At 46.0% G+C, this 25,020-nt stretch carries 26 protein-coding genes; 18 read left to right on the top strand and 8 right to left on the bottom strand.

Features of this window, described 5'->3' with window-relative positions; genetic code table 11:
- Positions 1-7: 7 nt before the first annotated feature.
- The 8 genes from flhA to QCB45_RS03180 all read left to right on the top strand — a co-directional run bounded on the left by flhA (position 8) and on the right by QCB45_RS03180 (position 8,709).
- The gene (gene flhA, locus QCB45_RS03215; protein WP_279419160.1) at positions 8-2,098 is read left to right on the top strand and encodes a flagellar biosynthesis protein FlhA; all 2,091 of its coding nucleotides are present in this window, start codon (positions 8-10) and stop codon (positions 2,096-2,098) included.
- A gap of 1 nt (position 2,099) precedes the next feature.
- Entirely contained in the window at positions 2,100-3,284 is a 1,185-nt protein-coding gene (gene flhF / locus QCB45_RS03210; RefSeq protein ID WP_279419159.1) for a flagellar biosynthesis protein FlhF, read from the top strand.
- A complete protein-coding gene (locus QCB45_RS03205; RefSeq protein ID WP_279419158.1) occupies positions 3,274-4,152 on the top strand; it encodes a MinD/ParA family protein in 879 nt (292 codons plus the stop codon). The genes flhF and QCB45_RS03205 overlap by 11 nt, the downstream gene beginning before the upstream one ends.
- A 9-nt stretch (positions 4,153-4,161) precedes the next feature.
- Positions 4,162-4,890 (top strand): RNA polymerase sigma factor FliA, encoded by a 729-nt coding sequence (locus QCB45_RS03200; protein ID WP_279419157.1) that lies wholly within the window; start codon positions 4,162-4,164, stop codon positions 4,888-4,890.
- Between the two features lie 42 nt (positions 4,891-4,932).
- The gene (locus QCB45_RS03195) at positions 4,933-5,325 is read left to right on the top strand and encodes a chemotaxis response regulator CheY (protein ID WP_279420009.1); all 393 of its coding nucleotides are present in this window, start codon (positions 4,933-4,935) and stop codon (positions 5,323-5,325) included.
- Between the two features lie 83 nt (positions 5,326-5,408).
- Positions 5,409-6,086, top strand: coding sequence for a protein phosphatase CheZ (locus tag QCB45_RS03190; RefSeq protein ID WP_279419155.1), 678 nt, complete (start codon positions 5,409-5,411; stop codon positions 6,084-6,086).
- 136 nt (positions 6,087-6,222) lie between these two features.
- On the top strand, positions 6,223-8,187 hold the full coding sequence (locus QCB45_RS03185; protein WP_279419153.1) for a chemotaxis protein CheA: 1,965 nt from the start codon (positions 6,223-6,225) through the stop codon (positions 8,185-8,187).
- 12 nt (positions 8,188-8,199) lie between these two features.
- Entirely contained in the window at positions 8,200-8,709 is a 510-nt protein-coding gene (locus tag QCB45_RS03180; RefSeq protein ID WP_279419152.1) for a chemotaxis protein CheW, read from the top strand.
- A gap of 82 nt (positions 8,710-8,791) precedes the next feature.
- Here the strand turns inward: QCB45_RS03180 and QCB45_RS03175 are convergent, their stop codons facing one another.
- From QCB45_RS03175 to QCB45_RS03155, 5 genes are all read right to left on the bottom strand, one after another.
- A complete protein-coding gene (locus tag QCB45_RS03175) occupies positions 8,792-9,079 on the bottom strand; it encodes an EscU/YscU/HrcU family type III secretion system export apparatus switch protein (protein WP_279419151.1) in 288 nt (95 codons plus the stop codon).
- Between the two features lie 40 nt (positions 9,080-9,119).
- Positions 9,120-9,392 carry an STAS domain-containing protein gene (locus QCB45_RS03170; RefSeq protein ID WP_279419149.1) on the bottom strand — a complete coding sequence of 91 codons (273 nt, stop codon included), beginning with the start codon at positions 9,390-9,392 and terminating at the stop codon, positions 9,120-9,122.
- A gap of 90 nt (positions 9,393-9,482) precedes the next feature.
- Positions 9,483-9,842, bottom strand: coding sequence for a response regulator (locus QCB45_RS03165; protein ID WP_279419147.1), 360 nt, complete (start codon positions 9,840-9,842; stop codon positions 9,483-9,485).
- 65 nt (positions 9,843-9,907) lie between these two features.
- Positions 9,908-10,432 carry a chemotaxis protein CheW gene (locus QCB45_RS03160; RefSeq protein WP_279419145.1) on the bottom strand — a complete coding sequence of 175 codons (525 nt, stop codon included), beginning with the start codon at positions 10,430-10,432 and terminating at the stop codon, positions 9,908-9,910.
- Positions 10,433-10,616: 184 nt separating this feature from the next.
- Positions 10,617-11,669 (bottom strand): flagellar hook-length control protein FliK, encoded by a 1,053-nt coding sequence (locus QCB45_RS03155; protein WP_279419144.1) that lies wholly within the window; start codon positions 11,667-11,669, stop codon positions 10,617-10,619.
- Between the two features lie 128 nt (positions 11,670-11,797).
- Here QCB45_RS03155 and QCB45_RS03150 point away from each other — a divergent pair, with 128 nt between their 5' ends.
- The 3 genes from QCB45_RS03150 (at position 11,798) to QCB45_RS03140 (ending at position 15,186) form a co-directional block, all read left to right on the top strand.
- Entirely contained in the window at positions 11,798-12,625 is an 828-nt protein-coding gene (locus tag QCB45_RS03150) for a protein-glutamate O-methyltransferase CheR (RefSeq protein ID WP_279419142.1), read from the top strand.
- A gap of 43 nt (positions 12,626-12,668) precedes the next feature.
- The gene (locus QCB45_RS03145; RefSeq protein ID WP_279419140.1) at positions 12,669-13,814 is read left to right on the top strand and encodes a chemotaxis response regulator protein-glutamate methylesterase; all 1,146 of its coding nucleotides are present in this window, start codon (positions 12,669-12,671) and stop codon (positions 13,812-13,814) included.
- Between the two features lie 133 nt (positions 13,815-13,947).
- Positions 13,948-15,186 carry a methyl-accepting chemotaxis protein gene (locus QCB45_RS03140; RefSeq protein WP_279419138.1) on the top strand — a complete coding sequence of 413 codons (1,239 nt, stop codon included), beginning with the start codon at positions 13,948-13,950 and terminating at the stop codon, positions 15,184-15,186.
- Positions 15,187-15,255: 69 nt separating this feature from the next.
- On the opposite strand, the gene QCB45_RS03135 is transcribed toward QCB45_RS03140, so the two are convergent.
- Positions 15,256-15,519, bottom strand: coding sequence for a hypothetical protein (locus tag QCB45_RS03135; protein WP_279419136.1), 264 nt, complete (start codon positions 15,517-15,519; stop codon positions 15,256-15,258).
- A gap of 112 nt (positions 15,520-15,631) precedes the next feature.
- Between QCB45_RS03135 and QCB45_RS03130 the strand changes: the two genes are divergently transcribed.
- Complete coding sequence (locus QCB45_RS03130) at positions 15,632-15,943, top strand: NGG1p interacting factor NIF3 (protein WP_279419134.1); 312 nt, start codon at positions 15,632-15,634, stop codon at positions 15,941-15,943.
- A 258-nt stretch (positions 15,944-16,201) separates the two neighbouring features.
- Here the strand turns inward: QCB45_RS03130 and QCB45_RS03125 are convergent, their stop codons facing one another.
- Complete coding sequence (locus QCB45_RS03125; RefSeq protein ID WP_279419132.1) at positions 16,202-16,903, bottom strand: FKBP-type peptidyl-prolyl cis-trans isomerase; 702 nt, start codon at positions 16,901-16,903, stop codon at positions 16,202-16,204.
- Positions 16,904-17,015: 112 nt separating this feature from the next.
- The gene (gene trxB, locus QCB45_RS03120; protein WP_279419131.1) at positions 17,016-17,960 is read right to left on the bottom strand and encodes a thioredoxin-disulfide reductase; all 945 of its coding nucleotides are present in this window, start codon (positions 17,958-17,960) and stop codon (positions 17,016-17,018) included.
- 273 nt (positions 17,961-18,233) lie between these two features.
- On the opposite strand from trxB, the gene QCB45_RS03115 reads away from it, so the two are divergent.
- The 6 genes from QCB45_RS03115 (at position 18,234) to gcvH (ending at position 25,013) form a co-directional block, all read left to right on the top strand.
- On the top strand, positions 18,234-20,816 hold the full coding sequence (locus tag QCB45_RS03115; protein WP_279419130.1) for a DNA translocase FtsK: 2,583 nt from the start codon (positions 18,234-18,236) through the stop codon (positions 20,814-20,816).
- Between the two features lie 56 nt (positions 20,817-20,872).
- Positions 20,873-21,493 (top strand): outer membrane lipoprotein chaperone LolA, encoded by a 621-nt coding sequence (gene lolA, locus QCB45_RS03110; RefSeq protein ID WP_279419128.1) that lies wholly within the window; start codon positions 20,873-20,875, stop codon positions 21,491-21,493.
- Positions 21,493-22,827 carry a replication-associated recombination protein A gene (locus QCB45_RS03105; RefSeq protein WP_279419127.1) on the top strand — a complete coding sequence of 445 codons (1,335 nt, stop codon included), beginning with the start codon at positions 21,493-21,495 and terminating at the stop codon, positions 22,825-22,827. Before lolA ends, QCB45_RS03105 begins: the two co-directional genes overlap by 1 nt.
- Before the next feature lie 52 nt (positions 22,828-22,879).
- The gene (crcB, locus tag QCB45_RS03100) at positions 22,880-23,260 is read left to right on the top strand and encodes a fluoride efflux transporter CrcB (protein ID WP_279419125.1); all 381 of its coding nucleotides are present in this window, start codon (positions 22,880-22,882) and stop codon (positions 23,258-23,260) included.
- Between the two features lie 208 nt (positions 23,261-23,468).
- On the top strand, positions 23,469-24,593 hold the full coding sequence (gene gcvT / locus QCB45_RS03095) for a glycine cleavage system aminomethyltransferase GcvT (protein ID WP_279419123.1): 1,125 nt from the start codon (positions 23,469-23,471) through the stop codon (positions 24,591-24,593).
- A 51-nt stretch (positions 24,594-24,644) separates the two neighbouring features.
- Positions 24,645-25,013 (top strand): glycine cleavage system protein GcvH, encoded by a 369-nt coding sequence (gene gcvH / locus QCB45_RS03090; RefSeq protein ID WP_279419121.1) that lies wholly within the window; start codon positions 24,645-24,647, stop codon positions 25,011-25,013.
- The last annotated feature ends 7 nt before the right edge of the window (positions 25,014-25,020 follow it).

The following is a 25,020-nucleotide window of genomic DNA, read 5'->3' as shown; positions in this document are numbered from 1 at the left end:
AGACAAGATGGATCTTCAACAGCTGTTCGCAAATATTAAGCAGAATTTTACTCGTGGATTAGGGGTGCCGATCGCCGTTCTTGCATTATTGGGTATGGTTACGATTCCGTTGCCGCCAATGTTGCTGGATGTATTCTTCACTTTTAATATCGCTTTATCTCTAGTGGTTCTGATGGTGACGCTCTATGCTAAGCGTCCGTTGGATTTCGCCATTTTCCCTACCATTATCTTATTGGCCACGCTTTTCCGTCTTGCATTGAATATCGCTTCCACGCGAGTGATTTTATTGGAAGGGCATCAGGGAGGTGCCGCTGCCGGTCACGTCATCGAAGCGTTTGGCGAATTTGTAATCGGCGGAAATTTTGCCGTCGGTTTGGTGGTGTTCGCAATTCTTGTGGTAATCAACTTTGTGGTTATCACGAAAGGTGCCGGGCGAGTCGCGGAAGTTAGCGCGCGTTTCACTTTGGATTCGATGCCCGGTAAACAGATGGCGATCGATGCGGATTTGAATGCAGGGTTAATTACACAGGAGCAGGCTCAGGAACGTCGCCGTGAAATCGCTTCCGAGGCTGACTTTTACGGTTCGATGGACGGTGCTAGTAAGTTCGTCCGTGGTGATGCCGTTGCCGGTATCATCATTCTGTTCATCAACTTGATCGGTGGATTTGCGATCGGGATGGGGCAGCACGATCTGGCGTTTTCAGATGCGATTCAGGTGTATACCATTTTGACACTTGGTGATGGGCTCGTCGCACAGATTCCTGCTTTATTGCTTTCCACTGCGACGGCGATTATCGTGACCCGGGTATCGGGAGATCAGAAGGATATGGGGGAACAGATGCAGCTGCAAATGTTCGCCAACCCTCGTTCCTTGGGGATGACCGCTGGTATTGTCGGAGTGCTTGGTTTGATTCCGGGCATGCCTAATCTGGCATTCTTGTCATTTGCGAGTGTTGCCGGTGCAGGCGCTTACCTGATACATAGAAAACAGCAGACCGCTCCTGAAACAGAAGCTGAAATTTTTGAAGAGGAGGAGGCAGAAGCCAAGCCTCCTGAGTTGAGCTGGGATGATGTACAGACTTTGGACGTATTGGGGCTTGAAGTCGGATACCGTCTGATTCCGATGGTGGATAAGTCGCAAAACGGTCAACTTTTGGAACGTGTAAAAGGGGTCCGTCGAAAGGCATCACAGGAGCTCGGATTTTTGGTTCCGCCGGTTCACATTCGGGATAATTTGGACTTAAAACCAAACCAATATAGAATTATGCTCATGGGCGTCAACATGGGTGAGGGAGAGGTTTTTCCCGACAAAGAATTGGCAATCAACCCTGGTCAGGTGTTCGGTGAGGTGGCCGGTATGGCAACCAAAGATCCGACATTTGGCTTGGATGCTGTATGGATTGACGTAAAAGACCGTGATCAGGCTCAGGCTTTGGGATACACCGTGGTCGATGCCAGTACGGTTGTTGCAACACATATCAGCCAAGTTGTTCAGGATTACGCGTACGAATTGCTCGGGCATGATGAAACCCAGCAGTTATTGGACAAACTCAAGCAAACCTCGCCTAAACTTGTGGACGAACTGGTTCCCGATCGATTGTCGTTGGCTGTTTTGGTTAAAGTTCTGCAGAGTTTGTTGCAGGAGAAAGTGGCGATTAGAGACATGCGAACCATTTTAGAAGCGTTGACTTCCAGAGCTTCTGTCACTCAAGATCCTAATGATTTGACTCAGTTTGTACGGGCCGCACTCGGACGATCGATTGTCCAGGATATCTTGGGATCGGAATCTGAATTGAAAGTTATTACGTTGGAGCCAAGTCTGGAACAGTTGTTGCTACAAGCTACGCAAGGTGCGCCAGAGGGTCAGTTGGCCATTGAGCCTGGTTTGGCCGAGCGTTTGCATTCGACGTTGAAAGAAGAGTCGCAAAAGCTAGAGATGGCGGGGCAGTCGGCGGTATTGCTGGTGGCGCCGCAGATACGCTCGCAATTAGCACGTTTATTTAGATACAGTTTGCCGACGTTGCATATTTTGGCTTATTCTGAGGTGCCAGAAAATCGACAGATCAGTGTGGTAGCAAATGTAGGACAGGGAGGCTAAGTTGAAAATCAAACGTTACTTTGCCCCTAATATGCGTCAGGCCATGTTGTTGGTGAAAGAAGAACATGGCGATGATGCCGTTATTTTATCGAGTCGGACGACGGATGAAGGCGTTGAGTTGGTAGCGGCTTGTGATCCGGAAGCGCAGGACTACCAACAGCAAAAAGCCGCGCCGGAAAAGTTGGGAAGCAGTTATCTTTCTCCTGAAACTCCGTCCAGCATGAAAAAGGAACAACAAGAACCGGTCGCCGCATCACCGGAATTGAACAGTATGGCTCAAGAGTTGAAAGCTGTGCGTGCCATGTTGGAAAACCAGCTTTCCGGTTTGGCGTGGGGTCAGAACGAGCAAGTGAATCCCGAAAAAGTCGGGCTGATCAAACGTCTGATGCGGATGGGAATTGGCTGGTCTTTAAGCCAGAAACTGGTCGAAAATATCGTTATGCAGAGTGAGCAGGCCTGGTCGGAAATCCTTATGGAAATGGAGCAGGGTATTCCGATCGAGGAAAGAGATGTTCTCGAGCGGGGAGGAATTGTCGCGCTGGTGGGGCCGACCGGAGTGGGTAAGACGACGACAATCGCTAAAATGGCGAGTCGTTTTGTGATGAGAAATAGCCCTAACCAACTGGCTTTGATAACAACCGATTGTTATAAAATCGGTGCCCAGGCCCAGCTTAAAACATTTGCCGATTTGATCGGTGTGCCGGTGCATGTGGTAAATGCGCAGGGCGAGCTCTATGCACTATTAGCGTCATTGAGCGATAAGAAACTGATTTTGATTGATACGGCCGGAATGAGTCAGAGAGACCTACAATTGTCGCAGCAATTGACCTCGGGACATGATGGTATAAGCACTGTCAGAAATTACTTGGTAATGTCCGCTGCGACACAACTGAATGTGATGAAAGACATCGTCAAGTCTTTTAATCAGGTTGGATTGCAGGGCTGTATTCTGACCAAAGTTGATGAAGCCGTGCAGTTAGGTAACATTTTGACCGTATTGATCGAGGAGCGACTTTCAATCGCTTATATGTCTGACGGGCAACGTGTCCCCGAAGATTTGACACCAATTAAAGCCAGGGAACTAATCGACCGGGCTATCGTGCTGGGACAACAAAGTTCAAACACACAACAGGATGAAAGTGCACTCCGAATGGGAATGGGGAAGGAGATATCTGATGCTCAATGACCAAGCAGCGGGCTTGAGAGCTATGCAATCTAATCAAATGCAGACGTCAAAGCCGGCCGGAAAGCCGGTGAGAGTAATTGCGGTTGCAAGTGGTAAAGGAGGGGTTGGTAAAACCAATGTCTCCGTGAATCTAGGGATTTCTCTGAGCAAAATGGGAAATCGCGTATTGTTGATGGATGCTGACATGGGGTTGGCAAACGTGGACATCATGCTTGGGTTGCAGACTAAATACAATCTGGCTCATGTGTTAGACGGTGAAAAGACCCTGAAAGAGGTAATAGTAGAAGGTCCGGCCGGGTTGAAAATTATTCCGGCGGCTTCTGGTGTTAAGCGGATGGCTCAATTGACTGCTATGGAAAATGCTGGAATAATTAACGCCTTTTCCGAACTCAACGGCGAGTTGGATGTCCTCATTATCGACACCGCTGCGGGCATCGCAGATAGCGTGGTCAGTTTTTGCCGCGCCTCACAGGAAGTGGTGGTGGTGGTAACGGATGAACCGGCCTCTATTACGGATGCTTATGCGTTGATCAAGGTGTTAAGCCGAGACTATCAAGTAACGCGTTTTAGACTGTTGGCCAATATGAGTCGCTCGCCGCAACACGGCCGTCAGCTTTATGACAAACTGGCTAGAGTCTGCGAACAGTTCTTGGATGTCTCTCTTGATTATTTGGGATCCGTGCCTTATGACAATGACTTGAGAGAGGCTGTGCAAAGACAGGTTCCGGTCACGATTCACCAGCCTAACAGTGGCGCAGCCAAGTCGTTTAAAGAGATGGCTTATGCCATTGATTCATGGCCAGTGCCTCAAGGGGTGACAGGGTATTTACAGTTTTTTGTGGAAAGCTTATTTCAATCAGGCCATTAGGAAGCGTGCATGAGTGCAACCGATGTTTACACAGCCGTACAAAAAAATGCATCCCAGGAAGGGGTGCAGGATATGGAACAGTATTTGCCGCTTGTAAAACGCATCGCTTACCATCTTAAAGGAAGGTTGCCGGAAAGTGTTTTTGTCGAAGACTTAATTCAATCAGGAATCATCGGCTTGATTGAAGCGATGCAGAAGTTCAATGCGAATCAGGGGGCAAGTTTTGAAACTTATGCCGGTATTCGAATTCGTGGCGCGATGCTTGATGAAATCCGAAAAGGCGATTGGACACCTCGTTCGGTACACCGTAAATCACGTGAGGTCAGTGACGCAATCAATCGACTGGAGTCGAAGAACGGGCGTGAAGCGAAAGACAGCGAAATTGCATTGGAGCTTGGTGTTTCTCTGAACGAATATCATGCGATCTTGAGAGATACGAACGGCGCTCAGTTAATGTCGATTGACCAGCCAGATCACGAAGAGTTGTCGGAGGACCGTATTCTTGGGTCTTCTCCCAATCCATTTTCGGAATTGGCGGAATCAGGGTTCCAAGAAGAGTTAGCGGAGCAGATTATGCAACTTCCCGAAAAGGAAAAGTTGGTGATGGCTTTGTATTATGACGAAGAACTCAACTTGAAAGAGATTGGTGAGGTGCTTGAGGTGAGTGAATCCCGAGTGAGCCAGATTCACAGCCAGGCAATCAAGCGTTTAAGATCGAGACTGGCAGATTGGATTTGAAATTTATAAAAGAAATGGACTTTTAAGGAAAGCGAAATGCAGATTAATAGAGATATGAATATTTTGGTTGTGGATGACTTTTCAACCATGCGTCGTATTGTAAAGAACCTACTGAAGGAATTGGGATTCAGTAAGTTTGATGAAGCGGATGACGGAGCAACCGCGTGGCCGATGGTTCAAAGCGGAAAGTATGATTTCATCGTCAGTGACTGGAACATGCCTCAGATGACCGGAATAGACTTGTTGCGTCGTGTTCGTGCAGACGAAAACCTGAAGAATACCCCTTTTCTGCTAATCACTGCCGAAGCCAAGCGCAGTCAGATTCTAGAAGCGGCACAGGCCGGTGTTGACGGGTATATTGTGAAGCCGTTTACAGCGGCAACACTTAACGAGAAAATTCAGAAAATATTCGCACGCGTTGCTGAGAGACAGTAAGTTTGTATCAGTACTGAATTTAATAAAAGCCCCTGGCTGTCATCTGCACAGTAAGGGGTTTTTTTTTGACCAGAGGAAGGACTATGACATTCGCAACCAAAATAGATAAAGATAAGGTGCAAGCGTTATTACTAGCAATCGAGAATGACCAGGGTGATGAGGCGGCTCAACTGGTTGATGAGTTGACCAAGATTCGCGAAACTGAACTGCACGAGCAGTTAAAGCAGCTCACTAGAAACCTGCATCAGACGCTGGACGACCTTGGTGAAGATACTCCAATTTTACTGCACGCCAAACACGACTTGCCGGATATTGCTGAACGTTTGCAATATGTTGTAGACGAAACCAATAACGCAAGCAATAACACATTGAATTCGGCTGAAAATGCACTGGGGCTGCTGGAGCAACTAGAGACGTTATCTAGTGATGAGGATTTGTCTCAAGAACAGGTGAAGCCGGTTTTAGAGAAGATTAATCATGAGTTGACAAATATCATGTTGGCACAGTCTTTCCAGGATTTAACTGGACAAGTACTTAACAGAGTTATATTGATTATGACGGCTTTGGAAGATTCGTTGAAAGATTTGATTGCGCGTTCCAAACATGAATATGAATCGATTCCAGAGAGAGTTGAAAACGAACTCGATCAAAAGGCTCAGGAAGAAAAGGGTATGGGGCCAAACGTGACTCAAAAATCCAAATTGGATACTGTTGAATCACAGGCGGATGTCGATGATCTCCTGGACGATCTTGGGATTTGAACATTCAAATGTAACAATCCTTAAATTCCGGAACCATTCGTGGCATAGTGATTGCTTTTGTTAATTCATTAATTAATGTAGCGGCATTGACGTAGTCAGTGTGAGTTCACGAAATAGGTGATAAGAGGTATAGGTTGTGGATGAAGATATTTTACAAGACTTTTTAGTTGAAGCGACCGAACTAGTAGACCAGCTAAATGAGCAGTTGGTAGATTTGGAGCAATCTCCGAGCGATCGAGATTTGTTGAATGCTGTTTTTAGAGGTTTCCATACTGTTAAAGGCGGAGCTGGGTTTTTAGGGATTACGCCTTTGATTGAGGTGTGTCACCGTGCAGAAAATGTCTTTGATAAGATTCGTAACGGCGACATTGAATACGATGCTGCTGCCGCAGATGTGATTTTAAGAGCGTTTGATGTGATTAACGACTCGATTAATAAATTGAATGAAGGAAGCCGGGATTTGCCGGAAAATGATCCATCTTTGTTGGCTGAGTTGGATGCTTTGACCAAGGGAGCGTTGATGGAAGTCCCAGAACCGGCCGAAGCCACCGCCTCTAGTGAACCTGTTTTACAGTTGGAGGAAGGGTTGGATCCCGATGGAGATATCACGGACGAAGAATTCGAGGCATTGTTAAATCAGCGTGATTTGATGCTTGAAGATGCCGATTTTGCACAGGAAGCTCCAAGTTCGGCACCGAATGTGCCAGAGCTGAAGCTTGATGAAGGATTGGATCCTGATGGCGAAATTTCTGATGATGAATTTGAAGCACTTTTAAACCAGCGTGATATGTTGGAAATGGCGGCAATGGAAAGTGCGCCAGAACCAGCAGTTGAGCCGATTGTCGAGGCAAAACCTGCCGCACCGTCTCCTAAACCACAGCCTGTTCCTACGTCTTCGGAAGCTTCAGGAGGGGTTAAAGCGCCGGCTAAAAATGCAGCCGAATCGACTGTTCGAGTCGATACAAAGCGTTTAGACGAAATTATGAATTTGGTTGGTGAATTGGTTTTGGTGAGAAACCGTCTCCTAACACTTAGGTCGAGTCAGGGGAATAATGAAGATCTTTCTAATGCAGTAGCGAATTTGGATCATGTCACAACCGATCTGCAGTCATCGGTTATGAAAACCCGTATGCAGCCTGTTAAAAAGGTTTTTGGTCGTTTTCCACGAGTGGTTCGAGATCTTGCTCGTAAGCTTGGTAAAGAGATTGAGTTAGAGCTCCGTGGAGAAGAAACGGATCTGGATAAGAACCTGGTTGAAGCTTTGGCAGATCCATTGGTTCACTTGGTCCGTAACTCGGTCGACCATGGTATTGAGATGCCGGAAGATCGTGTGAAAGCGGCTAAACCTCGAAAGGGAACAGTTATTTTGGCCGCAGAACAGGAAGGTGACCATATTCTGCTATCGATTACGGATGACGGTAAAGGGATGGATCCAGATGTACTTCGACGTAAAGCGGTCGAAAAAGGATTGATGGATGAGCTGACGGCGAATCAATTAGACGATAAAGCGGCTTTTGAATTGATTATGTCAGCCGGATTCTCGACGGCAGAGCAAATAAGTGATATTTCAGGCCGCGGCGTAGGAATGGATGTTGTTAAAAGCATGATCACCAAGCTGAATGGAAGCATTGATATCCATTCAGTATTGGGTGAGGGAACGCGTATGAGTATCCGTGTTCCTTTGACATTGGCAATCCTGCCGACTTTAATGGTTTCGTTCGAAGAAGACAACTATGCAATCCCGTTGACCAGTGTTCAAGAAATTTTTGATTTTGAGCCAGATAAGACGAATAAGATCGATGGGCAAATGATGGTTAGACTGCGGGAAAAAAGTATCCCGCTCTATTTTTTGGCTGAGTGGCTGAGACCAGATCGTGTTAAGGACAGTTATGAAGATGATAAGGTAGTAATTGTTTCGATCGGTAATCAAAAAGTCGGCTTGGTTGTAGAGCAAGTTAATGGTCAGGAGGAAGTCGTCATCAAGCCGTTGGGCGTGATGTTGAAGAAGGTTTCCGGTTATGCAGGGGCGACGATCACGGGGAATGGTAGTATTGCTTTGATTTTGGATTTGCCTGGCGTGATTCAGCGTTTTCAGTATTGATGGAGTGAAGTTATGAATGAAGGTATTCAACAGGAGTTAGCTGAAAATCGTGCGTCGTCGGTTTCCGGTTTGGATGAAGATTCAAGCTATATGGGGCCGAGTGCTCGATGTGTTCTGTTTACTTTGGAAGACGAAATTTACGGCATTCACGTCAAGAAAATACGAGAAGTATTGCGAGTCGGAAAAATTAGGAAAGTGGCTGGAACTTCTTCCAGTGTATTGGGAGTGATTAATGTTCGAGGTGTGATTGTAACGGTTTTGGATACTCGTATTGTTTATGGGATGCAGCCTAAGCCGGTTACGGATTTATCACGAATCATAATTGTTGAGTTGGATGATGAGCAGACAGTAGGGATGATGGTCGACTTTGTGATGGAAGTAAAAGATATTCCTGAAAGTAAGTTGGAACCACTCTCATCTACAAAGGATAATGCTTCCCGCTACATTCAAGGTATTGCACACTATCAAGGAAACGTCATTATTCTGATAGACGTCGATAGCATGTTGAAAGAATTGATCTAATAAAACTGCACCATCTTAATAAAGGGTGGTGCGCTACACCATATTCTCCCCGCTAAGATTCCTCGCTTGAGCCCGGTTTATATTATTTTTTGCCGGGAATCGGTTTGTTATTCAGCTGATAAGCGAAGATAAGTACTTGAGCGACCGCCTCATATAATACTTCCGGAATTTCATGGTTTAATTCGACTTGGCTGAGTAGCTCAACCAATTGTTCGTCTTGCTGGATGGGGATGTTGTATTGTTCGGCAGTTTCGATAATTTGCTGCGCAATGTGCCCGGACCCCTTTGCTGTGACAACTGGCGCACCCTCTCCTTCATACTGAAGTGAAACAGCAACTTTGTCGCTTAGAGAGGGGGGGTGTTTTTTCATGGTGGGAACGCAAGCTTAGAACGTTTGCGTTTCGTTTAGATCAGAGCTGTAAGGCTTCGGAAAGCCCTATCTTTTCAGCAGAGCTGGTAAAGAGTTCGTTGGTATTCTGCCACGTGATGTTTTTGTTGTCTTGTTGTGCAGAGTTAATCAGTACGAGTAGTGCCTGTAATCCGCTCGTATCGATAGATTCGACCGCTTTAGCGTCGATAATGACATCGATACCAGAATCCCGTAACGATTGGTTTAGCTCGCTAAATGTACTGTCAATGGCGTGGATTGTCAGGTTTTCAGGAAGGGTAATGGTATCTGCCATCTTATTCACCTATGTGCAATTAAGCGGTTAAAGATAAATCCCCCTCAATTCCGGTGTAAGGAAAGGGTTGAAGGGGCGTTCAGCTTGTTATTAAAGCACTCTTCCGATGACTGAAAGCAGTTTTTCAGGGCTAAACGGTTTTACAATCCATCCGGTTGCTCCCGCTTCTTTTCCTTTAGTCTTCATGTCGCCAGAGGATTCAGTCGTAAGACATAGAATCGGAGTGAATTTGTAGTTAGGTAGAGCACGTAGAGCCGTAATGAGTTCGATACCGTTCATGTTGGGCATGTTGATATCGGTTACGATCAAGTCAAATTGATTTTGTTTGGCGATATCTAGTGCCATTACACCATCTTCTGCTTCGGTGACGTCATGTCCCGCAGATTTTAGTGACATGCTTACCATTTGTCGCATGGATTTAGAATCGTCTACAGCTAAGATTTTTGACATTGTTACTCTCTCACGGTCTAAATTTTTTTAGTAATTAAAATTTGAAAAATTGAATTTGGTCAATCTTATTCTTTGTTTATCGTCTGCTTAATCAGGGCAAGAATACCATCGTTGATAAGTTGATCCACATTTAGTACGACAATCATTTTTTCTGCCACTGTCGCTAAACCATTCACATAATCCGTGTGAATGGAACCATTCATATCTGGAGCAGACTGGATTTCTGATTCATTCAGCGAATAGACATCTGAAACACCATCAACTACAAGTCCAATGATTTTTTGAGAACCGTTCGGATCTTGCGCACGCAAAATAATTACAACGGTTGAATCATTATAGGTGATGTGTTCCAAACCAAATCGAACTCTTAGATCGATAATAGGAACGACAGCACCACGTAAATTGATGACACCCATTACATAGTCGGGTGTATTAGGGATAACGGTTGTTTTTTCCCAACCTTTAATTTCTTGAACAGTTAAGATGTCGACGCCGTACTCTTCTTTTCCTAAAAGGAAGCTGAGAACCTGATTGTCTTGATCGTTTTTTTGGTCTATTTGCTCTTGAATGTTTTCAAGATTTGTATCCATAATCTGTCGCTCTATTCGTTGAAGCTATATGCCCACTAAATTACCTTATTCAAATTAAAAGGTCTAGTCTTAATCGCTTTAATTTTATGGGAATAATAAAATGTTTATGTCGATCATGTAGTCGACATGCTAGAACATCCTGTACGGCACGTATTTTTTCTTATTTTACGCCGAGGTGCGTATGTTAAACGTGTACATCGATTAAAGCAACCTGTGTGCTTAAAGAGGATTGTTGCGGTTTACTCTTTACAACTTGAATGGCGGGGACGTTTAGCCCAAGTTGTTGCAGCTGTTCCTGTAGTTGTGGCAGGCTTTGTTGTACCAACTCTTCAAGCTCAGGGGTTTCACACCATAGAAAGCAATTTAGGTTCTCTTGTCCCTCATTTAAGTTCAGTTTTGCAATGAGTTCCCCTTGTGGAATGTCCATGTTCAACAGGATTTCCCAAGAGGCCTGTTCATTTTGTTTTCTTTTATGGATGGCAAGTCGAAAGTTTTCTATTTGATTCTGATTGGCTATTGGTAGGTCGATATTAAGAAGCAGCGGGTTTTCGAATAACTGTAATTGTTGGACGGTAAGTTTGTTTAGGGCTTGAGTTAGCAGTTGGGTTAATTGTTGCAATGGTTTTGAATTAGGGTGTTTTGCGAGTTCGTTCAATGCCTGTTGCTGAAGTTTAAGTAATCGAGCCTTTGCGTCAGATGAAAGCGATTCTTTATTTGCTTGATTTAAGAGCTTGTTTTCTAAAAATACGCCGCTGTTGGTAATTTGTCGTTTTAGTTCTTTGTCGTCGAATGTCTGGGAAGGTCTTATAAGTTGTTCCAGTATTTGAGCGATCGCTGTCTGTATGTTTTGCGGTAGGGACGGAATCGTTGCCAAGTTTTGAAGGACTTGAGTGATCGGCAATTGGTTTCCGATGAATTGCTTATAACCGTTTTGAAGTGTTGTTTGCTGTAGCGCTGCTTGCGTATTCTGTTGCTGCGCTGCGTTTGGTTTTGGAATGGTTAGTATAATCGTCGGTTGCGTCTGTTTGACTTGGACTTGAAGCTGTCCGGTGGTTAGTGAAGTGAGTTTGTTTTCGGCAATGATGGTTTGCTTTCCAATTTGCAATTGTGCCTGATCACCGTTCAGTTGTTTGACGGTAATTGTCAATGACTGACCGATTTTAAGGTTTAGATTGGCTAAAGCCTGGGTCTGTTTTAAATGCAAGCCGCCAGTGTTTAACTGAGATATATTTACCATCGTCACAAATTTTTAGTTATATTTCTTAATATCATGCAGAAAAATGTGGATAATATCATTCGCTATTTTACTTAGCTGCTGGTATTTATTAATGATATAAGAAATTAAGTTACAGGGTTCTCTTAAATATGAATGATCGGGAGTTCGAATTCACTGAACAAGATTTTTCCAGAATTCAAAAACTGGTATATGACTTCGCAGGTATTGATTTAAACGAATCGAAAAAGAATTTGGTGTATAACCGTCTTTCAAAGCGTATACGTTTTTTAGGTCTACAGAGCTTCGGTCAGTATTTAAACTATGTAGAAGAACAGGGTGAAGCCGAGTTCGTCAATCTAATCAATTCCATTACCACTAATCTTACCTTCTTTTTCCGAGAAAACCATCACTTTGAATATTTGGCTCAAGTGGTCGTGCCAAAGCTCCTGGAGACAAATAGGGCAACAAAAAAAATACGTGTTTGGTCGGCGGGGTGTTCAACTGGGGAAGAACCGTATTCAATTGCGATTACGTTAAAGGAATCCGCGCCTGAAGGGTGGGATGTGAAGGTGATTGCGACAGATTTAGATACGACAGTTGTGCAAACTGGCAGAGCGGGCGTTTATAATATCGACCGCCTTAAAGGGGTTTCGGAAGCGCGAAAAAAACGTTGGTTCTTAAAAGGCACCGGAAAACAGGATGGCTTGGTCAAGGTTAAACCGGAATTACAGTCTATGATTGAATTCGGTCAGATCAACTTGATGAACGAATGGCCTCTGAAAGAACAGATTGATGTGATTTTTTGCCGTAACGTCGTCATTTATTTTGATAAACCGACTCAAAGTCGTTTATTTAACCGCTATGCGGATCTTTTGCCGAGTCATGGACATTTGTTTATTGGCCATTCTGAGTCCTTGTATAAGGTGTGCGACCGCTTTGAACTCATGGGACAAACGATCTATAGGAAGATCAATTAGTTTGTTTTAGCGGTTAACGCTGTTGAAGATGGAAGGGATGTATATGACAAAAATAAAAGCCTTAATTGTGGATGACTCGGCATTGGTTAGACAGATGCTGCAGGAAATGTTGTCCTCCGATCCGGCTATTGAAGTGGTCGGTACTGCTTCCGACCCTTATATGGCGAGAGATAAAATTAAGAAACTGCACCCGGATGTTTTGACGTTGGATGTCGAGATGCCTCGAATGGATGGTGTGACATTTTTGAAGAACCTGATGCGACTGCATCCAATTCCAGTGGTGATGGTCTCAACTCTGACAGAAGTGGGAGCGGACGTGACATTTGAAGCCTTGGAAATGGGGGCTGTTGATTTTGTTGCAAAACCTAAAATAGATCTAAAGAACACATTTGAAGATTATACAGCGGAAATTTGCCGCAAGGTTAAAACGGCAGCTCGAGTCAGTAAACCGATGTTGGAGCGTAAATATGCCCGGTATAGTGCTAATGTGAATAAAAAACAGACCGTTGATCGTTCATTACCAACTTCGGTTACACCTTCAATGAGGGTTGAGGGGAAGTTTACCGCCGATGCCATTCTGGAAAAAAGACCGTTTGATGCTCGACACTTAAAAAATATGAAAGACAAGGTGATTGCCATAGGTGCTTCTACCGGTGGAACCGAGGCGATCAAGGAGGTTCTGATGGGACTGCCTGCAAGCACTCCGGCCGTCGTTATTACGCAGCATATTCCTGAGGCGTTTAGCCTTCCTTTTGCAAATAGAATGGACACTATTACGGAAATGAAAGTCTATCAGGCAGAAGATGGCCAACCGATTCTTCCGGGGCATGTCTATATTGCGCCAGGTGGAAAACACCTGTTGGTCGAGAGAAGGGCGGGTGGATATGTTTGCCGCTTGAATGACGGGCCGCCGGTTAATCGCCATAAACCGTCTGTTGATGTCATGTTCCGTTCGGTTGTACAGAATGTTGGACCGAATGCCATCGGTGTTTTGTTGACGGGAATGGGAGATGATGGCGCCGCAGGATTAAAAGAACTGCAAGCGGCTAAAGCTCCAACGATCGCGCAGGACGAAAAGACCAGTGTGGTGTGGGGAATGCCGGGAGAAGCGGTTAAACTTGGCGCAGCGGATAGCGTGTTATCTCTCGAAGAAATTTCTAAAAAAATTCTCGATCTTGCAGTTAAATAGCGTAATCGATATTTCAATCAGCCCCGAAGTTTTTGGCATATTACCTGCTTAGAGTTTGCTAAGGTTTCTGGGCGAATCAGAATGTTTGAATTCTGGTTCCACATAATAAAAACAAGAGTTAAGGATTAACAACATGCTTCAAGTCATGAAGGTTTATTGGGCTGCATGGTTATTGACAGCGATCGGTGTGGGCATCAGCTTTTTAGATATTCCCTATATCGCTCCGGTGATAATCATTATTATTTCTTTGGCATGGACTTCGCAGGTGGCAATAGTTGCCAGAACGCGCGGCGATTCCTCAGAAAAAAACCCGGAACCTGTTTCTTTACCTAGCAAAGTGATGGAAGGAAGCGTTTCAATTGCCACGGCAAACCACTCATTGGAAACTGTCGTTGGTGATTATGAAGAGGTGATAGAGCACGAAATCGAAATTATCAACGAAGAACTTGATCAGGTGAAAGAGTTGATCGCGGAAGCGATCGAAACTTTAAACAACAGTTTTTCCAATTTACACGACCAGACTCAGGCAGAATACAAAATGGTTCTTTCGCTTCTGGAAAACCTAGGTGGTGGTGAAAGCTCAGAGCATATGAGTGTTCAGAGATTTTCTTCAGAAATTAAGGTTGTGTTGCAATATTTGATCGATTTGCTGACGGATGCGAGTCAACGAAGTACTCAGACGGTTTCCAAAATTGATGATATGGTTGGTCAGATCGAAGCCATTTTTATCCTGCTGGAAGATGTAAAAGGTATTGCGGATCAGACTAACTTATTGGCTTTGAATGCGGCAATCGAAGCGGCGCGTGCCGGTGAGGCCGGACGTGGTTTCGCAGTGGTAGCAGATGAAGTTCGTAAACTTTCATTGAACTCTAACCTGCTCAACGAACAGATTCGTAAACAGGCTGAAAAGGCACGCGGTACGGTTGATCAGGTGCGAAGCATTGTCAGTGAGACCGCCTCCAAGGATATGGAACATGCCGTTTCTTCGCAAAGTAAAGTCGATGGTATGTTGAATGACCTTGAAGAAATGAACGGCGGTATTTCAGAAAAACTCGGTGATATTTCCGGAGTGATTTCAGAAATCGAGATTAGTGTTTCCAATGCGATGCGTTCGTTGCAGTTTGAAGACATTGTTCGCCAGTTGGTTGATCAGACGATGCATCATTTGGCGAATTTGAATGAGTTCTCGAATAAGATTAACCAGTTCGTGGAAGAGAGCAAAAATCTTCCTGTTGCAAACGAAGCGGAACATAAGGAACGCATCGATCAATTGAAATTGGTTCTATTGCAGCAGCGTGATTATATGGAAACAAACCGTATGAGACGTGTGCAGTCCGAAAGTATGGATGAAGGCGATGTTGACCTGTTCTGATCGGTTTTAGGTTTAAATAAAAAAGCTCCGAAAAGGAGCTTTTTTTATGTCCGGATTTTTTGAGAGTTTTTAACTCATGCCGCCCATTTGATCGTTCCACAAACTTCCGAAAATCAAACTGAAGAAAATGCCGGTAGCGAAGACGATATACCAATAGCGGCGCATTCTCTTTGCATATTCGGGTTCATCATCCGGGCGATCTTTGAAGAAAACAAACAGAAAACCGATTGCGGAAATAAATCCGGCGATATTAGCGAGGTAGTAATAATCGGTCAGCATTGCTGTAGTGCCAAGAGTTAAAATCACGGCATAGGTGATAAGCAATGGTCTCATGGAAAACTCCTTGTAACTTATTGAAGATCGCAGTTCGATGGCCTATTGTATTGAATTTGGTTTTGTTCGGTAAACTTTTAGCAATTAATCCGTAATGAGATGGAGAGATTAAATGTACAAACTCTGTTTTTTTGTACCGGAATCGCATTTAGAGCAAGTCAAAAATGCCTTATTTTCAATCGGTGTCGGTAAAATCGGGAATTACGATTGTTGCTGTTGGCAGGTTAAGGGGCAGGGACAGTTTCGGGCCTTGTCAGGAAGTCGGCCATTTATCGGTACAGAGGGTGAAGTGGAAACGGTTGAAGAATATAAGGTTGAGATGGTATGCAGTAATGATTTGATTGAAGAAGCCGTTTCGAGACTGCTTGAATCTCACCCTTATGAAACGCCTGCCTATGAGGTTTTTCAGATGGTGGATGTCTGAAACAGGGCGGATTTACAATCAATCGGAGATGCGTTTTTTCCTGCGTCATTGATAATGTTAATGCTTGTCTATAACGTTGATTTATCTAAGGATAAGAAAAAACATATAAGGAAAAATTGATATAGGGGAATGATTATATTAGTATGGACTCTGTTGTTTAACCAACACTCCTCTTGAAGAGCAACTTCATTTAGCCTGCATTAGGTAAACCCAGTTAACTGTTGTTCAACTGGGTTTTTTTATGCCTGAAGGGTAACCTTATTTGGCTTTATCGAATTTAATCAATTCCACTGTAAAGATCAGGGTTTCATTCGGCCCGATTCGATCGCCAGCGCCTTTTTCTCCGTACCCTAGTTTAGCCGGAATATAGACTTCCCATTTTGCGCCGGCATTCATCAGTTTCAAAGCTTCCTGCCAACCTTTGATGACATTGCCCAACTTAAACTCAAGTGGTGTGCCACGATCATAAGAGCTATCGAAAACGGTGCCGTCAATCAATGCCCCCTTGTAGTGCGCCGTAATCATATCGTCTTCTGTCGGAGAAGGGCCCTTTCCTTCAGTAATGATTTTATATTGCAAACCACTGGAGGTGGTTTTTACGCCTGGCTTAGTCTTGTTTTTGGCAAGAAATTCCTCACCGGCCTTGGCATTTTTTTCAGCTTGGGCTTTTCGTTCTTCCATGCGTTTTTGCATAACGGCTTTTTTGACTTCGTTGACCGCCGTTTGCATCTCTTCTTCCGTCAATCGTAAAGGCTTTTGGTTCAGAACGTCTTCAAGCCCAAGCGTCAAAGCTTTGATGTCAAGATTGACACCTTGTTGGTGAAGATTCTTAGCGATGTCTGTGCCTAAAGCATAACTTGCTTTCTGATCGGTGGTTTTCAATGCAGGATCCGCGGCCTGTGAGACGTTTGCCATGCTGGCAACGCTTAAACCGATTGCTAGGAGCAATGTTTTTTTCATGGTGTTTCCTCTGTCTTTGTAATAAAGAATAGAAAAGGTCGTCACACTTTTCAGGCGACGATTTCAGGTATAAAAAAACCACCGTATTCGGTGGTTTTTAAAAATGATTGGATTATTCTTCCAAGTATTTTTCGGCGTCCAGCGCAGCCATACAACCTGCACCAGCCGATGTAATTGCCTGCTTGTAATGTTGATCCATTACATCGCCGGCTGCGAATACGCCAGGAATGGACGTTTGAGTTGCATTACCTTGCAGGCCACTTTGTACTTTAAGGTACCCGTATTCCATTTCCAACTGGCCTTCAAAGATTGAAGTGTTAGGCGTGTGCCCGATGGCGATGAAGACACCGGCCACGTCGATCTCTTTAGATTCGCCAGTCTTGTTGTTCTTCAAACGCAATCCGGTCACACCCATGTTGTCGCCCAGAACTTCTTCCAGTTCACTGTTGAATTCGATATTGATGTTGCCGTTTTCCGCTCTTTCATGCAGGTGCTTGGCAAGAATTTTCTCCGAACTGAATTTGTCTCGACGGTGAATGATGGTTACCTCAGAAGCGATATTTGATAGGTATAGTGCTTCCTCGACCGCTGTGTTACCACCACCGATAACCGCGACTTTTTGATTACGGTAGAAGAAACCGTCACAAGTTGCACAAGCTGAAACCCCTTTACCTTTGAAAGCTTCTTCCGATTCCAAGCCAAGGTACTTGGCCGAAGCACCGGTTGCGACGATTAGCGCGTCACAAGTGTATTCTCCCGAGTCACCAATCAGTTTGAATGGCTTGCTGGTCAATTCTGCAGTATGGATGTGATCGAAGATGATTTCAGTTCCGAAACGCTCGGCGTGCTTTTGCATACGTACCATTAGGTCAGGACCGGTCAATCCTTCAGGGTCACCAGGCCAGTTGTCCACTTCGGTTGTCGTGGTCAATTGTCCGCCTTGCTGCATACCGGTTACCATTACCGGCTCAAGGTTGGCACGTGCGGCATAAACGGCAGCCGTATAACCTGCTGGACCAGAACCTAAAATAAGTAATTTGCAATGTTTTGTAGCCATGAAACGTTCCCTTTTAGCGTTTTGATTGAGAGTGGAGTAAACATATCTGGCGGTTAATATAAACCAAACGCAACAAGTGTTTATTCTTCTCTGTAATCTATAAGTAATTAACTTTGCTGATGTGCTAAAATTTTAGCAGTTTTTAATCGATAAACTAGACCTAACTATGAATAATATAGACGAATCTAGTCTTTAAATTAGCTCTTCTATTTCAATATCCGTAATTGGGTGAATGACGTAGATGATGAGTGTAACAGAGAATCAGAGTTTTCGATGACCTTTAAGCCAGTCAAATCTCCAGTAAAAGAAGAATCCGTTCAAGAAAATAAAAAAACCGCTTCCGGTCAGTTTAACTGGGTGTTGAAGGACAGCCTTGTGTTGAGCTGCATCGGTTTGGCCTTTTTTCTGTTCATTGTTCTATTCAGTTATGATCCGCAGGATCCCGGATTTGATTCCGCCGGCGGTGTCCATGAATTAAAGAACTACGGTGGGAAAACAGGCGCTTGGTTGTCGTCGATGATTTTATATGTATTTGGAATATTCGGCTTCCTGATTCCATTCGGTATCTTGCTGGCAGGTTGGGTGACATTGAAGATACGTTCCGGCAGTGAGTTGGATTATTTCCGTTTCGGAGTCAGCCTGTTGGGACTGCTACTGTTAATCTCGTCCGGAGCCGGTCTGGCGAACCTGTATATGGAACCGGATAACGCTTTGATACAGTTGCCGTATTCGGCTGGCGGAGTATGGGGGTATGAACTTAGCAGCTGGCTGGTTTCAGGGATCGATCTTTTGGGTTCGACCTTGGTACTGCTGGTACTGTTTGCGATTGCCTTTAGCATGTTGAGCAGTTATTCGTGGCTGACGATTATTGAAGTGACAGGACGTATGGCAGTAAAGCTGGCTGAAAAGGTCCAAGCCCAAGTCCAGGATAAAGCCCAGAATTCTGAAAAGATGCAATCCTGGGTCAAGAAAATCGATTTGAAATTGGCCTCGCAAAATTCGGCAGGCCAGGTGGGTGAACTTTCAGCCAAGAGTTCGGTCTCGGAACCGAAGAAGCCGTTAGCTAAAATGCTCGGCGCTTTCAAGAAAACCGAAACGGCTCCTGTCAAGCCGGCCGCCGACAAAACAGTGGCCGTGGATGATTTTGATGCCATTGATGTCGACACGGATGGACCAAGCCTACAGACCTCTGTCAATAAGGTAGATGCGGTCGACGATATTACTCCGGAACTGCCCTCGCAAACTCCGGTGGGCGTATCCGAATCGCTTATGGAACGAAAGTCCGAGCCAAAGGCTGGGAATCTTTCGCATGTGAAAGTAGGAACCCGTCAAACCCCGACTTCGACAATGCCGATTGTTGAGAGGGGCGATTTGCCGAGTTTGGACCTTTTAGATCCTCCGCCGGATTATGAGGAAGGGTTCTCGGAAGACGACCTGAAAGGGCTTTCGAATCTTCTTGAGCAGCGTTTGCTCGAGTTTGGCGTTACGGTTAAGGTCGAATCGGTTCAGCCCGGACCGGTTGTCACACGTTTTGAAATTTTGCCGGCTCCGGGGGTTAAGGTCAGTCAAATCAATAATTTGGCCAAAGATTTGGCTAGGGTTTTATCTGTGCAGTCGGTACGCGTCGTCGATATTATTCCGGGCAAGGCATTTGTGGGGATCGAGATTCCTAACGAGCAGCGTGAGCTGGTCAGCTTCAGGGAAGTGTTGGCTTCGGATGAATTCCAGCGCGCCAAGTCGCCGCTGACAGTTGCCTTAGGTAAAGATATTTCCGGTAAGCCGGTCGTGGCGGATATTGCCAAAATGCCACACCTTTTGGTGGCCGGTACCACCGGTTCCGGTAAATCTGTGGGGGTCAATAGTATGATCCTAAGTTTGCTGTATAAGAGCCGCCCTGATGAAGTTCGCTTGATCATGGTCGATCCGAAGATGCTTGAGCTTTCCATTTATGAAGACATTCCACATCTGTTGACGCCTGTGGTGACCGACATGAGCGATGCAGCGAATGCCTTGCGCTGGTGTGTGTTCGAAATGGATCGTCGTTACCAGTTAATGGCGAAAATGGGCGTTCGAAACATCGCTGGATTCAACCAGAAGGTTCAGGCTGCAATCGACAAGGGCGAGCCGATTATCGACCCGATGTATCAACAGGCGGCGAATTTTGGTCATGAACTCGGCGAGAAACCGCCTACGCTGGAGCCTTTGCCGTTCATCGTCGTCGTGGTGGACGAATTTGCCGACATGATCATGGTAGTTGGTAAGGAAGTCGAGCAGTTGATCGCCCGTATCGCTCAGAAGGCACGTGCAGCCGGAATTCACTTGATCTTGGCCACTCAGCGACCTTCGGTGAATGTCATTACGGGTCTAATCAAGGCGAATATCCCGACTCGTATTTCGTTTATGGTTAACACCAAAATCGACTCACGTACCATTCTCGATCAAGGTGGGGCAGAACAGCTTCTCGGGATGGGGGACATGTTGTTCCTGCCGCCGGGTTCCGGTAGCCCGAGACGTGTTCACGGCGCTTTCATGACCGACGAAGAAGTCCATAAAGTAGCGGAGTTCATTAAATCCCAAGGCGCGCCGCAATACTTGGAAGCCATCACGCAAGGACCGACTTCGGATTCCGGCGGTGAAGGCGGTTATGAAGATGCCGAGCAGGATGCGTTGTACGATGAAGCCGTGGAGTTCGTCATACAGGGACGCCGGGTTTCGATCTCGTCAATCCAGAGACGCTTCAAGATCGGATATAACCGTGCTGCGCGTATCGTTGAGACGATGGAAGCGGCCGGAGTGGTTTCGAGCATGCAGTCGAACGGTAACCGTGAAGTATTGGCGCCGAAACCGCAGGAATGATTTTTCGGGTTTAACGCTCTACTTAAATAATGAACAAATACATACAAGAGTTTTTAATGAAATTTAGCAATCCCTTTACATGGCTGGCCGTGCTGGTTTTCAGCATTTCCATGCCGACCTATGCGCAGTCCGAACTGCAAGATTACGTTAACCAACTGAAAACGTTCAGTGCCGATTTCGAGCAGGTGCAGCCGGATGAAGAGCGTTTCACCTTGAATGCATCGAGCGGTAATTTCAAGTTGGAGCGCCCTGGGAAACTGGTTTGGAATTACATTAAACCTGAACCGCAGAAAATCGTCGCCGACGGTGTCAACCTTTGGGTACAGGATGACGATCTGGAGCAGGTCTCCGTGCGTCCGATCGAAGACATCAAATCCGAGATTCCGCTGAGCTGGTTGCTATACGACGAACCGATCGAAAACCGTTTTAAGATCATTGAGGAAGGTTCGCGCCACGGGAGTATGCGGTTTAACCTGACGCCAAAGGAAGCCACCTATTTTCAGAGCATTGAAATCGTTTTGAGAGACGGTCAGATGACCGAAGTGTGGATGTATCAGAGTGCTGACAATGTTACTCGTGTTCGATTCAAGAATATTCATATGAATGAAGCGGTTCCGGCGTCTGAATTCAATTATCATCCGCCTCAGGGATACGATTTGGTAGGGCAGCCGCAATAATGAGCCTGTACCAACCCTTATCGGACCGGTTGCGGCCACAGACTCTTGAAGAGTATGTCGGTCAGAAACATCTGCTCGGACCTAACCGGGCCTTGTCACGGATGTTCGATTCCGGCAAATTGCATTCCATGGTTTTCTGGGGACCTCCGGGCACCGGTAAAACCACCTTAGCGCGTTTGATCGCCAAACATTCCGATTTGCAGTTCATCAGCCTTTCGGCGGTATTGGACGGGGTTAAAGACGTCCGTGCTGCGGTTGAACAAGCCAGATTGCATCGTGAACAATTCAAACAGGGCACACTGCTGTTCGTCGATGAGGTGCACCGTTTTAACAAGGCGCAGCAGGATGCGTTTTTGCCGTTTGTCGAAGATGGAACTTTTGTTTTCATCGGTGCAACGACTGAAAACCCGTCGTTTGAACTCAACAACGCTTTGTTGTCGCGTGCCCGTGTTTACGTGCTGCGCAGTCTGGACGAATCCGAACTGGCCGAAGTGTTGGAACGCGGAGTCGGCATGTTGTCCGATGATCTGGAAGCTTCCGCCGGTTCATGTCTCAAAGTCGAAGAAGAAGCGAAAAGCCTGTTTTTGCAGGCCGCCGACGGTGATGCCCGTCGTTTGCTGAACCTTTTGGAGCAGGCAGTCGATTTTGCCGAACCGGATGAGGAAGAGACAGGCCTGTTGGTTTTGTCTGCCGAGCACTGCAAAGAAGTGGTTCAAGGCGGTTTAAGACGGTTTGACAAAGGTGGTGAAGCCTTTTACGATCAGATTTCGGCTCTGCATAAATCCGTTCGCGGTTCCGATCCCAATGCAGCGCTTTATTGGCTGGTTCGGATGTTGGACGGAGGTGTGGATCCGCGTTACCTGGCCAGACGTTTGATCCGCATGGCCAGCGAAGAGATCGGTAACGCCGATAGCCGCGCATTGCAACTGACGATCAATGCGGCTGAAGCTTATGAGCGCTTGGGATCACCCGAAGGCGATCTGGCTTTGGCTCAGGCGGCGACTTATCTGGCGGTCGCACCGAAGTCGAATGCCGCTTATATGGCTTACAACGCGGCATTGGCGGATGTGAAGGAACATGGCTCTTATGAAGTGCCGTTGCATTTGCGTAATGCACCGACCAAGTTGATGTCGGAACTGGATTACGGCAAGGGTTACCGTTATGCGCATGACGAGCCGGAAGCCTTTGCGGCGGGCGAGTGTTATTTCCCGGAAGAGATGGCAGAAAGAGATTATTATCAGCCTGTGGACCGCGGCTTGGAAATCAAGATTTCCGCCAAGATGGAGCATCTTCGCCAGCTAAATGCCAATGCGATTTATAAGCGACGTTCGTAGCGGTTTACAAACCGGTGACAATGAATTTTTTGAGTAAACAGGGTGTTATGAAATGACAGGACTTGCATGGCTTGCGATTGCCGCAGGCGGGGCTTTGGGAGCAGTTTCCCGATTTGCCGTATCGCATCAGACCTATCAGTGGTTTGGGCGCGATTTCGCATGGGGAACGTTGTCGGTGAATCTAATCGGTTCCTTCATCATGGGCGTGGTGGCGGTACTGCTTGTGGATAAACTGGGTGCATCCAACGAGTGGCGCTCTTTCATTATGGTCGGTTTCCTCGGTGCATTCACCACCTTTTCAACCTTCTCGTTCGAGACCATGCAGTATATAGAAGTTGGTGAGATGAATAAGGCATTGGCTAATATCGCCGTCAGTGTCATTACCTGTCTGGTGGCCGTCTGGTTGGGCATGCTGGCCGCCCGTCAGCTCTAAAGTTTTTCCGAAAACCCTTCAACTGCAATCAGTTTTTTTACAGCCGTGGCACTTCTCGTCACGGCTTCATTAAATCTCCCTTTACGGGGATAGAAAATCTCGAATCTCTTTTCTTTTCAAATATATAGTATAGTAATTATTGCGAATCGCTCCGTACCCGGTTCTGTGAATCGGCCATGTGAATCACGTCTACTTCAGGGATGCCGACATGACTCAAGCGACAGAATCGATCAAATACACGCCTCTATATGATTTTCATAAGCAGTTAGGCGCCAAGATGGTGGAGTTCGCCGGTTACAGTATGCCGGTTCAATATCCACTCGGAATCAAACAGGAACACCTTCATACCCGTGAAAAAGCCGGGTTATTCGATGTCTCTCATATGGGGCAAATCTTGTTGAAAGGTGAGTCCGCTGCCGCCGAACTGGAGAAACTGGTTCCTGTAGATATTGTCGACTTGCCGAAGATGAAACAGCGTTATGCGTTGTTCACCAATTCCCGTGGCGGGGTTCTCGACGACCTGATGGTGACCAATATCGAAGACGGTTTGTTTCTGGTGGTGAATTCGGCCTGCAAGCAAAAGGATGTCGAACATCTCAAGCGTCATATTCAGCATAAGTGTGATATCGAAATGCTTAAAGATCGATCCTTATTGGCTTTGCAGGGGCCGGCTGCAGCGGGAATCATGGCGAAACTGGCGCCGGAGTCTAGTCAAATGGTCTTCATGACGGCCGCGAACCTGGTGTTGGATGGGGTGGAATGTCTGGTGACCCGTTCGGGTTATACCGGGGAGGACGGTTTTGAAATCTCTTTGCCTTCCAGTCATGCGGAACATCTTGCCCGTCTTCTTTTGGAAGAGGAGGACGTGGAGATGATTGGTCTGGGCGCGCGGGATACCTTGCGCCTTGAAGCCGGATTGTGCCTCTATGGCCACGACCTGAACGAAAACATCACGCCGGTTGAGGCCGGCTTGACTTGGGCGCTTTCCAAAGAAAGACGGAAAGACGGAAAGCGACCGGGTGGTTATCTGGGGTTCGATAAGATTTTCGAACAGTTGGAGAAAGGCATTCAAATGAAGCGGGTCGGCCTGCAGCCGGAAGGCAAGATTCCGGTGCGCGAAAATTCCATTATTGTCGACGATGACGATCAGATCATAGGCAAGGTCAGTAGCGGTGGGTTTGGTCCCAGTGTGGGCGGACCTGTCTCGATGGGTTATGTGCCAATCGAATCGGCTAAAGAAGGAACCAAATTATGGGCGCTGGTCAGAGATAGGGCAATACCCATGCAGGTCGTGCCGTTGCCGTTTATGAAAACGCATTACTACCGGGGATGATACGTCCCGTTCATAAAAATAAGAGCAGTAAACATCAAAGGAGAGGTGACTGTGAGTCAAATAAAATACAGTGAAGAGCATGAATGGGTGGAAGTAGGTGACGATGGAATCGCGTCGATTGGCATTACCGATTTCGCACAAGCTCAGCTGGGCGATTTGGTTTACATCGAATTGCCGGAAGAGGGTCAGGAAATCCAGAAGGGAGAGTCGGTTTCGGTCATCGAATCGGTTAAGGCGGCCAGCGAATTGTATGCGCCGGTCAGCGGTACAATTGTTGAAGTCAACGGCGCCTTGGACGAAAAACCGGAATTGGTCAATCAGGATGCCATGGGCAACTGGTTCATCAAGGTCAAATTGTCGGATGCAGATGAGCTAGACGACTTGATGGATGAAGCCGATTATAAAGACAGTATCGAATAGTAATTAG

It is taken from the genome of Thiomicrorhabdus sp. ZW0627, from assembly GCF_029767005.1.
Classification (GTDB): domain Bacteria; phylum Pseudomonadota; class Gammaproteobacteria; order Thiomicrospirales; family Thiomicrospiraceae; genus Thiomicrorhabdus.
The sequence above is the reverse complement of the archived record's forward strand: the minus strand, read 5'-3'. Positions and strand labels throughout refer to the sequence as shown.